At 64.4% G+C, this 13,080-nt stretch carries 12 protein-coding genes; 4 read left to right on the top strand and 8 right to left on the bottom strand.

Annotated elements, in window-relative coordinates; translation table 11 throughout:
• Positions 1-18 precede the first annotated feature (18 nt).
• The 7 genes from ACFQX9_RS15220 to ACFQX9_RS15250 all read right to left on the bottom strand — a co-directional run bounded on the left by ACFQX9_RS15220 (position 19) and on the right by ACFQX9_RS15250 (position 6,951).
• A complete protein-coding gene (locus ACFQX9_RS15220; RefSeq protein ID WP_377789203.1) occupies positions 19-1,455 on the bottom strand; it encodes an NAD-dependent succinate-semialdehyde dehydrogenase in 1,437 nt (478 codons plus the stop codon).
• Positions 1,389-2,144 carry an ATP-binding cassette domain-containing protein gene (locus ACFQX9_RS15225; RefSeq protein ID WP_377789205.1) on the bottom strand — a complete coding sequence of 252 codons (756 nt, stop codon included), beginning with the start codon at positions 2,142-2,144 and terminating at the stop codon, positions 1,389-1,391. Before ACFQX9_RS15225 ends, ACFQX9_RS15220 begins: the two co-directional genes overlap by 67 nt.
• Positions 2,145-2,846 carry an ABC transporter ATP-binding protein gene (locus tag ACFQX9_RS15230; protein ID WP_247455036.1) on the bottom strand — a complete coding sequence of 234 codons (702 nt, stop codon included), beginning with the start codon at positions 2,844-2,846 and terminating at the stop codon, positions 2,145-2,147.
• On the bottom strand, positions 2,843-3,586 hold the full coding sequence (locus ACFQX9_RS15235) for an ABC transporter ATP-binding protein (protein WP_247406962.1): 744 nt from the start codon (positions 3,584-3,586) through the stop codon (positions 2,843-2,845). The genes ACFQX9_RS15230 and ACFQX9_RS15235 overlap by 4 nt, the downstream gene beginning before the upstream one ends.
• Positions 3,583-4,626 (bottom strand): branched-chain amino acid ABC transporter permease, encoded by a 1,044-nt coding sequence (locus ACFQX9_RS15240; protein ID WP_377789208.1) that lies wholly within the window; start codon positions 4,624-4,626, stop codon positions 3,583-3,585. The genes ACFQX9_RS15235 and ACFQX9_RS15240 overlap by 4 nt, the downstream gene beginning before the upstream one ends.
• Positions 4,627-4,631: 5 nt before the next feature.
• The gene (locus tag ACFQX9_RS15245) at positions 4,632-5,552 is read right to left on the bottom strand and encodes a branched-chain amino acid ABC transporter permease (protein WP_377789210.1); all 921 of its coding nucleotides are present in this window, start codon (positions 5,550-5,552) and stop codon (positions 4,632-4,634) included.
• 106 nt (positions 5,553-5,658) lie between these two features.
• The gene (locus ACFQX9_RS15250; protein ID WP_231190578.1) at positions 5,659-6,951 is read right to left on the bottom strand and encodes an ABC transporter substrate-binding protein; all 1,293 of its coding nucleotides are present in this window, start codon (positions 6,949-6,951) and stop codon (positions 5,659-5,661) included.
• Positions 6,952-7,086: 135 nt separating this feature from the next.
• On the opposite strand from ACFQX9_RS15250, the gene ACFQX9_RS15255 reads away from it, so the two are divergent.
• Positions 7,087-7,920 carry a MurR/RpiR family transcriptional regulator gene (locus tag ACFQX9_RS15255; RefSeq protein WP_018455610.1) on the top strand — a complete coding sequence of 278 codons (834 nt, stop codon included), beginning with the start codon at positions 7,087-7,089 and terminating at the stop codon, positions 7,918-7,920.
• A 22-nt stretch (positions 7,921-7,942) separates the two neighbouring features.
• On the top strand, positions 7,943-8,767 hold the full coding sequence (locus tag ACFQX9_RS15260) for an SDR family NAD(P)-dependent oxidoreductase (RefSeq protein ID WP_247455041.1): 825 nt from the start codon (positions 7,943-7,945) through the stop codon (positions 8,765-8,767).
• Between the two features lie 73 nt (positions 8,768-8,840).
• On the opposite strand, the gene ACFQX9_RS15265 is transcribed toward ACFQX9_RS15260, so the two are convergent.
• Positions 8,841-9,914 carry a tlde1 domain-containing protein gene (locus ACFQX9_RS15265; RefSeq protein ID WP_377789213.1) on the bottom strand — a complete coding sequence of 358 codons (1,074 nt, stop codon included), beginning with the start codon at positions 9,912-9,914 and terminating at the stop codon, positions 8,841-8,843.
• Positions 9,915-10,565: 651 nt separating this feature from the next.
• Between ACFQX9_RS15265 and ACFQX9_RS15270 the strand changes: the two genes are divergently transcribed.
• Entirely contained in the window at positions 10,566-11,090 is a 525-nt protein-coding gene (locus ACFQX9_RS15270; protein WP_377789215.1) for a FecR domain-containing protein, read from the top strand.
• 75 nt (positions 11,091-11,165) lie between these two features.
• Positions 11,166-13,055 carry a CHASE2 domain-containing protein gene (locus tag ACFQX9_RS15275; RefSeq protein WP_377789217.1) on the top strand — a complete coding sequence of 630 codons (1,890 nt, stop codon included), beginning with the start codon at positions 11,166-11,168 and terminating at the stop codon, positions 13,053-13,055.
• Positions 13,056-13,080 lie beyond the last annotated feature (25 nt).

Genomic DNA, 13,080 nt, shown 5'->3' on the forward strand with positions numbered 1-13,080 from the left:
CTGCGCATCCCCGGCCGGTCACACGCCCGTCTGGCTGATGAACTTGGTGTTGAAATAACCCTCCATCGCCTCGGTGCCGCCCTCCGAGCCGTAGCCGGAATCCTTGATGCCGCCGAACGGCACTTCGGGCAGCGCCAGACCAAAACTGTTGATCGCCATCATGCCGGCTTCGACGGCCGAACCGATCGCGGCCGCCGTCTTGGCCGAGCTTGTGAAGGCGTAGGACGCCAGCCCGAACGGCAAGCGGTTGGCCTCCTCGACAACTTCGTCGAAGGATGAGAAGCGCGAAATCAGCGCGAGCGGGCCGAACGGCTCCTCGTTCATGGCGCGCGCATCCTTCGGCACGTCGCTCACCACCGTCGGCTCGAAGAAATGGCCCTTGTTGCCGACGCGTTTACCGCCGGTCTCGAGCTTTGCCCCTTTGCCGACGGCATCCTGCACCATGCCCTCAATGGCGGTGACGCGGCGCGGATTGGCAAGCGGGCCCATTTTGGAGTCGGGATCAAGGCCGTTGCCGACCTTGAAGGCCTTGGCGCTGTCGACAAAGGTGTCGACGAATTCACGGAACACGTCATCCTGGACCAGCATCCGCGTCGGCGAGATGCACACCTGCCCGGCATTGCGATATTTTGCCGCCGCCAGAATTTTCGCGGCCGATGCGACGTCGGCGTCCTTGAAAACGATCGCCGGCGCATGACCGCCGAGCTCCATGGTGGCACGCTTCATGTGCAGGCCCGCGAGCGCATTGAGCTGCTTGCCGACATGGGTCGAGCCCGTGAACGAGATCTTGCGGATCACCGGATGCGGAATGAGATATTCGGAGATCTCGGCAGGAATACCGTAGACCAGGTTGATGACACCATCGGGCACGCCAGCGTCCGTAAACGCGCGGATCAGCTGTGCGGGCGAGGCCGGCGTCTCCTCCGGGGCCTTGACGATGATCGAGCAGCCGGCGCCGAGTGCGGCGGAGAGCTTGCGCACGACCTGGTTGATCGGAAAGTTCCAAGGCGTGAACGCCGCAACCGGGCCGACGGGCTCCTTGATCGCGAGCTGGTAGATGCCCGGGCCGCGCGCGGGGATCAGGCGGCCATAGGCGCGTTTGGCTTCCTCCGCAAACCACTCGATCACGTCGGCGGCGGCCATCGCCTCCATCTTGGCCTCGCCGAGCGTCTTGCCCTGCTCCATCGTGAGCAGCGGCGCGATCTCGTCATTGCGCTCGCGCATGATCGCGGCGGCCTTGCGCATGATGCGGCAGCGCTCGAAGGGAGCAACGTTTCGCCAGATCCTGAAGCCGGCGCTGGCTGCGGCGAGTGCCTCGTCGAGGTCGGACCGTCCGGCATGGGCGACGGTGCCGATCACCTCTTCAGTCGCGGGATTGCGGACCTCGATCACCTTGCCCGAATGGGCCGGTCGCCATTTGCCGCCAATGAAAAGCTGGGTGTTCGAATAGGCCAACGGATTCTCCTGTGGTCGCTTTTTTCTGCGTTAGGTCGGGATGGGAATAGCTCGGTGACAAATCGGTCCGCCGCCTTTGTCATCTCCGGCCCCAGATAGGAGCGGAAGCGTGGCTCGGCGACCAGAGCGCCGAAATCGGCCATGCGTGTCACCCCACCGCCGGCCACAAAGAGGAATCGCCCGGCGATCTCGGCAAGGATGTCAAGGTGCCAGGCCGCCGTCGGATGCATGCAGAGCACGACCAGCCGCCCCTCGTCGCGCAGCTTGCGGAAGAAATCGAGCATGAAGCCGATATAGCCATCCTGCAGGTTGAACTGCGGTTCGTCGAACAGGTGAACCAGCGGCGTCCGGGTTGGCGATGGCGCCAGGAAGGCGGACGGAATGCGCTTCCGGAAGCGCCTGACCTGATAGGATTGGTGATAGTGGATCGCGAGCCGGTCGCGCTCGCGATATTTGACACCATGGATATCGGTGCCCGCGACCAGCACGCGCCCGGAGGTCGGGGCGTTCGAGCCCGTCATCATCTCGAACAAGGTCGTCTTGCCGGCGCCATTCGGGCCGACGACACCAACGATATCAGGTTCGTCCAGCGACAGGTTTGCCTGTAGCGTGAATGTCGGTCGGCGGATCACGCGGCCCCGTGTATAGACCTTTCGAACGTCGTCGAGAACGAGCAGCGGTGCGGCCACTTATTGTACTCCCAGCAAGCACTGACGAAGCCCGCGGTCATCGCGCAAGGCCGCGGCCTCCCCGGTCCAGACGATCCGGCCGCGATCGATCACCGCGGCATGGTCTGCGACCGACAGCGCGATCTCGGCGTTCTGCTCCACGACCAGCGAGGCAATGCCCTCATCCTTCATGCGCAGGATCGTCGCAAGCACGTCGCCGACGATTTTCGGCGCCAGTCCCTGGCTCGGCTCGTCGAACAGCACCAGTCCCGGCGAGCCGACCAGCGCGCGGGCGATCGCCACCATCTGCATTTCGCCGCCCGACAGGTTTTCGCAGTCGCGCTCCATGAGATATTCGAGCGGTGAGAAGATCGCAGCGGCCTCCTTGACGCTCCAGTGGCGAAAGCGCGTGCGCTTTTGCGCGATCGACAGGTTGCGCGCAACCGTCAATGTCGGACACAGCCGGCGGTCGTCGGGTACCCAGCCGATGCCGGCGCGCGCAATCTCGTGGGTCGGATCGCGCGTGACGTCGTGACCGTCGAAACAAACGGAGCCGCGGCGCGGACGCGTCAGCCCCAGAATCGAGCGGAGCATGGTCGTCTTGCCGGCGCCGTTAGGGCCGAGCAGCGCAAACACCTTGGCGTGCTCGATGGCAAGCGAGGCGCCGAACAGCGCCTGGGTCTCGCCGTAAAAGGTATCGACCGCGTCCACTTCGAGGATCATGCGAACTTCCCGAGATTGGAGCGCCGCACCCATTCGTTCTGCTGCAGTTCGTGTGGCGTTCCGCGCGCCACCACCTGCCCCCAATGGATGACCGAGATCCGGTCAGCCAACGAGAACAGGAACTCCATATCGTGCTCGATGGCGACGATGGTCAGCCGCCCCTTCAGGCGAGCAATCAGGGCTGCGAGCCGGTGCACCCCGTCGGAGCCGAGGCCGGAGGTCGGCTCGTCCAGGCACAGCACCCGGGGCGCCTGCGCCAGGGCGACCGCGATCTCCAGCGCGCGCCGGTCGCCATAGGACAGGTCCTTGGCGCGAATGTCGCCTTTGTCGGCAAGCCCGACTGCCGCCAGCGATTCAGAGGCCTTCGCGGCAAGCCGGCTGTCGCCCGCCGCTGCGCGCGCGACATCGTGGCCACGGGCGCGAAACTCGGGCAAGCCCATCATGACGTTGTCACGCGCGGAGAATTCGTCGAACAGTGTCATGATCTGAAACGAGCGGGCGATGCCCTTGGCGGCGATGCGGTGCGGGCTGAGGCCCGTGACATCCTCGCCGGCGAGCAGGACTCGACCACGATTCGGTTTCACCCGGCCGGTGAGGACATTGAAGAACGTGGTTTTGCCGGCACCGTTCGGGCCCATCACACCGTGAAACTCGCCCTCCGCGACCGCGAGATCGACGCTCTCCAGCACGACGCGATCGCCGAAGCGGACATGAACGGCCGCGGCTTCGATCATGTTCATCGCCCGCTCCCGAACAGCAGCCGCATCGCCAAGGTACCGCGCTGCCGTAAGGCGCCGAGTGAGTGCTGCTGCACGGCAGCGGAGATCGCGCCGGCAATGCCTTCGGGGCGGAACAGCACGATCGCGATGAACAGCAGACCAAAATAGAGCATCCAGGCATTGGTCAGCGCACCGATCACGTCTCGGGCGATGAGGAAGAGAAATACGCCAATCACCGGGCCCCAGAAGCTGACGAGGCCACCGCCGACGAGCGTCATCATCACGACGTAGCCGGATTGATGCAGGCTCATGACGTCGGGGAATGCGGCGAGCTGCGCCATGGCGAACAATCCGCCGGCAAACCCCGAGACGGCGGCCGACAGCGCAAAGATCGCTACCTTGTAGAGCCACACATTATAGCCGAGATGGCTCGCGCGAACTTCGCTCTGCCTGATCGCAGCGACCACGCGGCCATAGGGCGAGTGCACCAGCCTCCACAATGCGGCGGTGCCGACCGCAAAGACGGCGAGCACGAAATAGTAGAACGCGACATTGTCGGTGAGATCGAAAGACACAAGCCCGAAATCGGCCGGCAACCGTTTGATCTTGAGAAGGCCGTCTTCGCCGCCGGTGATCCGGTGCGATTTGATCGCCAACGTCCAGAAGATCTGGCCGAAGGCAATCGTCATGAAGGCATAATAAATGCCGCGCCTGTGCGAGATGAACAGCGCCACCAGCACGCCGGCGAGACCTGCCGCCGCGGCCGCGGCAATCAGGCATATCCAGAGATTGGCGACGATGTCGAACTGACAGAGACCGAACGCGTAGGCGCCGATGCCGAAATAGGCACCATGACCGAACGACGGAAGTCCGGCGGTGCCCAGCACCAGGTTGAATGCGAGCGCATAGAGCGACCAGATCAGGATCTCGATCCCGAGATAGGGATAGAGCCCGATCCGCGTGATCCAGAGCGGCACCGTTGCAAGCACGAGCCAGAGCACCAGCATCGTCGGCGTCACGAGGCGCGCAGCGTCCGGTGAAGATTTTGGTCCCACAATCATTCCCTTTAGGCCTCGAGCACGCTTTTTTTGCCCCAGAGGCCGCGCGCGCGGAACGTCACGACGGCCACGAGCAAGATGTACATCGACAACAGCGACCATTCGGACGCGTAGGCGCCGGCAAGGCCGACACACAGTCCGACCAAAAGACCCGCCACGACCGCACCCCAAAAGCTGCCGACGCCCCCGAGCACGATCACCAGGAACGCAGGAATGACCGCATCGACGCCCATATGCGGGCGAATGCCCCAGATCGGCGCGACGATGATGCCCGCGATCGCGGCCAGCATCGTGCCGAACACGAAGACCAGCATCCGCAACCGCGACAGGTTGATGCCGAGCGCGCGAACGATCTCGCTGTCATGCGCGCCGGCCTTGACCGTCGCACCGAACGAGGTCTTTTCGATCAACAGCCAGACCAGGCCGATGACCCCGGCCGCGATGCCCGCTGCGTAGAAGCGATAGGTCGACCAGATCAGGTCGCCGAACAGGAAGCCGCCGTTGATGGCGGACGGCACCTGCAGCACGTAGTCGCGCGTGCCCCACACCAGGCGGATCATCTCTTCGATCACCATCGCGGCGCCGAAGGTCAGGAGCAGCCCGTAGAGCGGATCCTTGCCGTAAGTGCGCCGCATGCAGAGCTCGATCAGCATGCCGACCAGACTCACGGTCACGGGAGCAATGATCAACGTCGCCGCATAGCGCCAGCCGAGCGGCAGCGCGAGCCACGCTTTCGCAAGCTCCATCGGCAATGGAGGGCGCGGCCCCGTGAGCTGCATGGCGACATAAGCCCCGAGCGCGAACAGGGAGCCGTGCGCGAGGTTGATCTGCTCCATCAGCCCGACGATGAGCATGAAGCCGAGTGCGATCAGCGCGAACAACAGGCCGAGCGTCAGGCCGTTGAGGAGATGCGGAAGAAGGTCGAACAAGGTTTTTGGCTCTCGCAACTGGCATGTGTCATCCGGGACGCTGACGGTCCCGGAGGCGCGGCGCGCGAGATGCGCGCCGCTCGTTCTGCGACGTGACGCGCCGTCTCTAGGAGTCGACGGTCGGCACCTGCTCGTAGGGGGTGAGCTTGCACTTGCCGGGTGCCGCATCGTCGGCGGCCGATTTCGGCTCCGTCCAGCTGATGATCTCGAACAGATCGGTATTGTCGACCGGCTTGGCGTTGCGCCGCGCCAGATAGATCGTCTGCTGCATTTGGTGCGTCATCGGATCCATGTAGGCGTCGAAATGCTGCATGCGATCGGTCGCCGAGACCTTCAGGTTCTCGAGCTCCTTGATGATCTTGACGTTGTTGGTCGACCCTGCCCGCTCGATTGCACGCAGCAGTTCGCGCGTGGACATGTAGCCGTTGTAGGAGACGTTGCCCGGCACCGGGATCGGGCCGTCCTTGTTGGCGGCCTGCCACTTCTTGACGAATTCGGCGACACCTGGCAGCGGCAGCTTGTGATACCAGGTGGTGCCGAACACGCCGAACAGGCTGTCGGGCGCGCCCCACACATCGGGCCAGTCCTGCTGGTTGTTGATCCAGGCCGGCTTGCCGTCGAGCTTGAGCTGCGCCACCTGCTCGCGCAATGCCTTGATATCGTCGCCGCCAACTGCGGTCGCCACAACATCGGGCTTGGCCTGCTGGATCTTCAGCAGATAGGCAGTAAAGTCGCGCGTGTTCTGCGGCACCAGCAGATTGTCGAGGATCTTGCCACCGGCGCTCTCGACCTGCGTCCTGGTCGCGGCAGACGTCGTGTGACCCCAGACATAGTCGTTGGTCAGCAGCATCCAGTTCTTGCCGATGGAGTCCACCGCGTTCTTGACCGACGCCTTGGAAAAATTGGTGCCGTTGCCGTCCCATACGAATTTCACGCGCGAGCAGTTCTCCCCGGCTTCGCTGGGCGCGGAGGAATTGGTGTTCATGTAGATCACACCATATTTGCTGGCGACCTGCGTGATGGCGTTGGCGACGCCCGAATGCAGCGCGCCGATCAGGATGGTGCAGTCCTCGCGAGTGATGAAACGTTCCGCGACGCGGCTGCCCGTGGCTGGCGTCGTCTCGGTGTCCGCCGTGATGAAAGTGACCTGGCGCCCGAGTACGCCACCTTTGGCGTTGATCTCGTCGATCGCCATCTTGATGCCGCGGAAATCATCCTGGCCGCTGTTGCCGTATTGACCGCTGGCATCGCACGTCAGGCCCAGCTTGATCGGTTTCGCGCCTTGCGCCCAGGCATGATTCTGCCGCCACGGCCCAAAGAAGCTGCCGGCGCCGCCGATGACGCTCGCCATCAAGCTGCCCTTCAGAACGCTTCGCCGTGAGATCTGACGCCCTCTCATCGTGTCCTCCCGTTTTCGAAGTCTTTTGCTTCTTGTGGGATTAGAACATTCATTCCATATATTATGTAAAGTAGAATATTTGATCCAAATCGTGAAATGCCGTTAAACAGGCGACCGATCCGGAGATCCGACTCGATGAACAAGGCGGCTGGCGCCATGACTTATGACGAACTGCGCGGCGCGATTGCGCAGCGGCACCGGGCACTGTCCGGCCGGCTGCAGCAGATCGCGGAGTTCGTGCTCGATCACCCGACCGATGTCGCACTCGGCACCGTGGCGGAGGTGGCGCAGCGCTCAGGGGTGCCGCCGTCGGCGATCGTTCGCTTCGCGCATGCGCTCGGGTTCGGCGGCTTCACCGAGATGCAGCAGGTGTTCCGCTCCCGTCTCGTTGCCGGCGTCGCGCCAAGCTACAAAGCGCGCCTCGCCCGCATGAAGAGCCAGGAGAAGTCAGTGCTCGGCCGCCAGCCGGCCGCGGTATTGTCGCGTTTCGTGTCCGAAGCGCAATCGTCGCTGGTCACGCTCAGCCAATCCGTCCATGCGCGCGAACTCGACGCCGCAACCGCGATCCTCGCCAAGGCGCGTGACATCTATCTGCTCGGCCTCGGCGGCTCGTTTCCGGTTGCGATCCACCTCGCCTATGTGCTGCGCAAGCTCGGACGGCGCGTCGTCCTGCTCGACGGTCTTGGCGGCAGCATCCACGAGCAGTCGCACGCGGCGACATCAGACGACGCGCTGGTCGCGATCAGCTTCCGAAATTACTATCCGGATACGGCGCGCTTGTTTCCTGAACTCGTCGCGCGGGGCGTGCCCACGATTTCCATCACCGACAGCCTTTTGAGCCCGATCGTCGAGGGCGCGAGCGTCGTGTTCGAGATCCAGGACATGCCTGAGCCCGCGCTGCGTACGCTTGTCGCACCGATGTGCCTCGTGCAGGCGTTGGCGATCGGCCTCGACCTCGCCGCAGACTGACATTCACAACAGGAACAAGATCATGACATCGCATGACACCAACAAGCTTCTGGCAGGCAAAGTTGCACTGGTGACCGGCGCGGGACGCGGGCTCGGCCGCGCTTTTGCAGAGAAGCTTGCCGCGCTCGGCGCTGACGTCGCTATCCACGGCATGCGCGAGAACGGGCCGGCCGAGTATGGCGAGGGCACCACCCTCACCGCGGTCGCCGTCGAGATCGGCCGCGAATTCGGCGTTCGCAGCCAGCGCGTGCTCGGCGATCTCACCAAGGGCGAGGACATCGCACGCGTCATCGCGGAGACCGAAGCGGCACTCGGCCCGATCGACATTCTCGTGCACAATGCCGGGGGCGATATCGCGGCCGGCGGCGGCAAGCCCGATCCGAACGATGCGGTGAATATCAAGGAGGCCGACGTGCGCGCGGTGCTGGAGCGCAATCTGCTCTCCACCATCCTGACATGCCAGGCGGTCGCGCGCGGCATGATGGAGCGCCGACGCGGCCGCATCGTCACGCTTGGCTCGGTCGCCGCTTTCAAGGGGCGTACTCAGGGCTCGATCTATGCGGTGTCGAAGGCCGGCGTGACCCATTACACGCGATGCCTGGCCGACCAGCTCCGCCCCTACGATATCGCCGTCAACTGCATCGCGCCCGGAGATACCCGCACCGGCCGCTTCCTCGGAACGCGCGCAGTCGACCCCGACAGAATGGTCGAGACCGGCACGCTCGACCGGATCGCAACCGTCGACGAGGTCGCGCGCGTCGTCGAATTCTTCGCAGGGCCCATGGGCGCCTTCGTTTCCGGTCAGGTGCTGCGGATCGACGGCGGCGGGCAGTGCTGGCCGGGCTAAAACGTACCCGCGAAGCGAAATAGAAAAGGGCCGCTGCAAGCGGCCCTTTTGCGTGATCTCGAATCGACTGAGCCTAGTCCACGCGCGCCAGCACCGCGAGTTTGCGGATGCCCTTGTTGCGGTAGGCATCGAGGAACGCGTAATAATCCTTGAACGACACGCAGCCGTTGGAATCGCCATTCGGCCCGAGCATGAAGGTATGCGCGAGCAGGCCGTCGCGGCCGTAGATCGCGCTCTCACCGCCAATCGGGGTCAGGCGCAGCGCGGGCACGCCGTGAAACAGTGCCTCGCGCGGTTTCAGCGTGTAGATGTGCGGCGGCGTCACACCGCGCATGCGGACGCGCGAGGAGCGCGGGTCGTCGAGGTTGGAGCCGAGGCCGGAATGCGCCTCGAGCTTGGTGCCGTCGGGCAAGTAAACCGTTTTAGCGGAGATGTCGTAGACCGCGGTGTCACGCTCATAGGGCGCCGAACCGCCGAGCATGGGGTTCTGCTCCCTCGGCGCGATGGACGCGGTCACGCTGGCGTCGGCCGACGCATAGGCGAGCAGTCCGCCGGACGGCTCGCGCTTGCCCCAGAGCTTTTCCACCATCGACTGGCGCGGTCCGGTGATCGACATCACCGCAGCCTTGGCACGATCGGCAATCGATTTTGGCTTCGCCTCAGGCGCCGGCACGATCTCGGCCGGATCTGCCGAGGCAAGCTGCACCGGCGCGTCAGCGCCGCGCTTGGACTTCGCGGCGTCAGCGATCTTGGCGGGACCTGGCTTCAGCACTTCCGCGACCCTCGCGATCACGCTCGGCTTCGGCGCGTCCTTGGCTTCGGCGACCTTGGTTGCGGGCGCGGCGCTGGCCGCATTCGATGTCACGCCTTGGGTTGCAGCCGCGGCAAAGCGATCATTGAACATCTCGCGCGAGATCGGCGCTGCCACCTGCAACCGGTCGGGCAAGAGCGCAAAGGCGTCCTTGACGGCCTCACTGGCCTCGCGCAACGCGACCCTGGGCGCGCGCTTGACCACTGGCTCGTCGTAGCCGCTGCTGCCGACGGTCGGATAGACGCTGGCGGCAAAGATGTTGCTGTAGATGGTCCAGCCGGCGCCAAGCACGACGCAGCCGATCACGGCGGCGCCAAGCACGTTTTGGGTAGTCATTTTCCGGGAAGGCTTCCGATAGGAATTGCTCGAGAACCCTTTGGACTTTCGTGCCGCGATGCCTTGCGCAGCGATACTCGTACTCATTCGCCTTGCGTCCAGAACGGTGTCACTAAGTCCCCCTTCGAAGCGCCGCTGGTCACGATCCGGGAACAGCATCTCGCAGAGGGTCGGAGCGTCATTAAGGCCACTTTTAGTTAAATGCGGATTAAGTTCGGGCGGATGTGGGGCAACCCGTTCGGGTGTCCCATTTCGAGAAAAAAGCCCGCAGAATTACGGACTTAAGCGCGTCTGTTAACTATGATTCTCGGCGGGATTGGCGTTGCCGGCGACCGTCTCCGGCCGCATCTCTAAGGCCATCCAACCAAGTCGTTTTCGTGGTCTTCAATACCCGGAAGATAGCGGGGAAACGTTGCGCCAAGCTGGTGCGCAAGCACCCTCCTCCGCAGCCGCAGCGCGGTTATCAGCAGCCACATCACAGACCGCGGGCGCGAGTCGGTGCCCAGACCGAAAGTTGATCGCACCGCACTGGAAAAGGCCGCAGCGAGAAAATAGCTACGGCAACCGGCACTTTTCAGCAGCCTCTGCGTGTGATACGGTACCGTATCAAGATCGCCTTGAACTGTGCCGAGCACGCAAACGGAGGCTGGCATGAGAGAGTTCGTGCGCGCAGGGTTTTTCGCTCTGGCGGGGTCGTTTCTGTTGATCGGACATGCGATTGCCCAGCCTGCCGCCAATGTGGGCTGCACTGCTGCGCCGTCTGCTGCCGGTACGCAGACCTGGCGCTGCGACAACGGCATCACGATCGTTGCCGAAAGCGGTGCCAGATTTGAACTTAAGGACGCTAACCGCGACGGACATATAGACTCCGTTGAGTTGAGCAGCAAAGCGCTGCTGGTCGAGGTGCCCAAGAAGCCCGGCGGCAATCCCTTCAAGGTGCTGACGCCGCAGGCGATCGCCGCGGTGCGCGGCACGAAATGGGCGGTCGATGTCGCAGAGGCCAAGACCTCCGTCTTCGTGGCTGACGGCCGTGTCGGCGTGAGCCGCAGGAATGGTGGGCGCAGCGTGGTATTAGGCCGCGGCCAAGGCGTCGACGTGGAAGCCACAGGCCCGTTGACGGTCAAGACATGGGGCCAGCCGCGCGTCGACGCGTTGATGGCAAGACTTGGTCAGTAAGACTTGGCCAATGGTTCGGGTCACCTGGGCGCGGCGAACAGCATTTGGACGATAGAGAAATTGCAACACGACCACATGAGTAGCCGACGCGTTCAGATCCTGGTGGCACTCGTCCTCACCGCACTGTGGGGCGCGGGCATCTATGCCGGTCACGCCAACGGTCATCTGCGTTTTCTCGATCGCCTCGAGGCGACGCTGACGGATTGGCGGACGCAGGTCCGCGGCGTTCGGGTTCCGCCCGATCTCGTCACCATCGTCGCGATCGACGACACCGTCGTGAAGCGCGGCGGCAGCTATCCCCTGCCGCGCGCCGATCTCGCCCGTGTCGTCGACACCATCGTGCAGTTCAAGCCGAAGGTCGTCGCGATCGACCTGCTGCTGGTCGATCGCAGCGCTGCGATCGGCGACGCTACGCTGGCAAATACGCTGGCTACGGGTCCCATCGTCCTTGCCGCCGCGGCGATCTTCCCGTCCGCCAGCGAGACCGTGGAGACCAGCGGCCAAGGCCCCCTCGCCGCCCTGCCGCAGGCCGAGCGCTTCCTGCTGCCCTTGCCGGCGTTCGCCGATCATGCCGAGGTCGGCGTCGTCAATGTTGCGACCGGACAATCGGGCTCGCCGCTCTCGGTGCCGATGCTGTTCCGGACGAGCGACAAGGTCGAGCTGTCCTTTCCGTTGCGGGTCGCGGCGCGCGCGCTCGACAAGTCGCTGACGATCGCGCCGGACCATCTGATGCTCGGCGACCGCGCGGTGCCCACCGATACCGACTTCGCGCTACCGATCACCTATTACGGCCCGCGCCGGACCATCCGCACCGTCAGCGCACAGAGCATCTTCGACGGCACGTTAAGTCGCGCGGCGATCGAGAACCGGATCGTCGTGATCGGGGCCTCGGTCGCCGGCGGCGGTGATTTTTACCCAACACCGTTCGATTCCCTGATGCCCGGCGTCGAAGTGGTCTCCACCGCGATCACCCATCTCGTCGCCGGGGACAGCATCGTGCGCGACCGCAAGGTCCACATCGCCGACGCGCTCATCGCGATCCTGCTGCCGGTGCTGCTGGTGGGCCTGCTCGCCTGGCGGCGCAGCGCGCTCGGCATCGTCGCCGCGGCCGCGGTGATGATCGCCTGGGCCGGGTTCAATCTGTTTGCGTTCACGCATGGCGTCTGGTTGAACGCCGCGACCACGCTCGCCGCGGCAGTGCCGCCGGTTGCGGTCTTTGCCGGCGTGCAATTGTGGGCGGGAGGCCGCCGCACGCAATATTTTGCCGCCAAGAGCCGGTCGCTCGCGCAATTCCAGGCGCCGGCCGTGCAGGAGTGGCTGGCGCGGGATCCGAATTTCCTGTCAACACCCGTCCGGCAGGACGCAGCAATGGTCTTCATCGATCTCTCCGGCTTCACGGCGCTGAGCGAGCGGATCGATCCGGGTGAACTCCAGGACATTCTGAAGGCGTTTCACGCGCTGATCGAGAAGACCGCGGTCGATTGCGGCGGCATGATCAGCGGCTTTCTCGGTGACGGCGCCATGATCCTGTTCGGCCTGCCCGGCGCGATGCCCGACGACGCCGCACGCGCGCTGAAATGCGCGATGGACCTGCACCGCGGCGTCGAACGCTGGATCGCGTGGTTGCCGCCCGCGATCAGGGATCAGCTCGGCTTCAAGATCGGCGCGCATTTCGGCCCGATCGTCGCCTCCCGCCTCGGCGAAAGCCATCAGCACATCACGGCGACGGGCGACACCGTCAACGTCGCGAGCCGGTTGATGGAGGTCGCTGCTAAAAACGGCGCGCGGCTCGCGCTCAGCGATCCGCTGCTGGATGCGGCCGATTTCCAGGGCGCTCCCGACGGCGTATTGTCGGGCCCCCTGCTCACGCAGGTCCGCGGCCGCTCCGGCGTCGTGAGCGTCTGGTTCTGGCGCGACCAGGACAGGCCGAACCAGGCCGCGACCAAGGCCGAGATGATCAACTGAGCTTTCGTCGTCGTTCCGAGGAGAG

Source organism: Bradyrhizobium sp. GCM10028915 (assembly GCF_042666195.1).
GTDB classification, from domain to species: Bacteria; Pseudomonadota; Alphaproteobacteria; order Rhizobiales; family Xanthobacteraceae; genus Bradyrhizobium; species Bradyrhizobium canariense_D.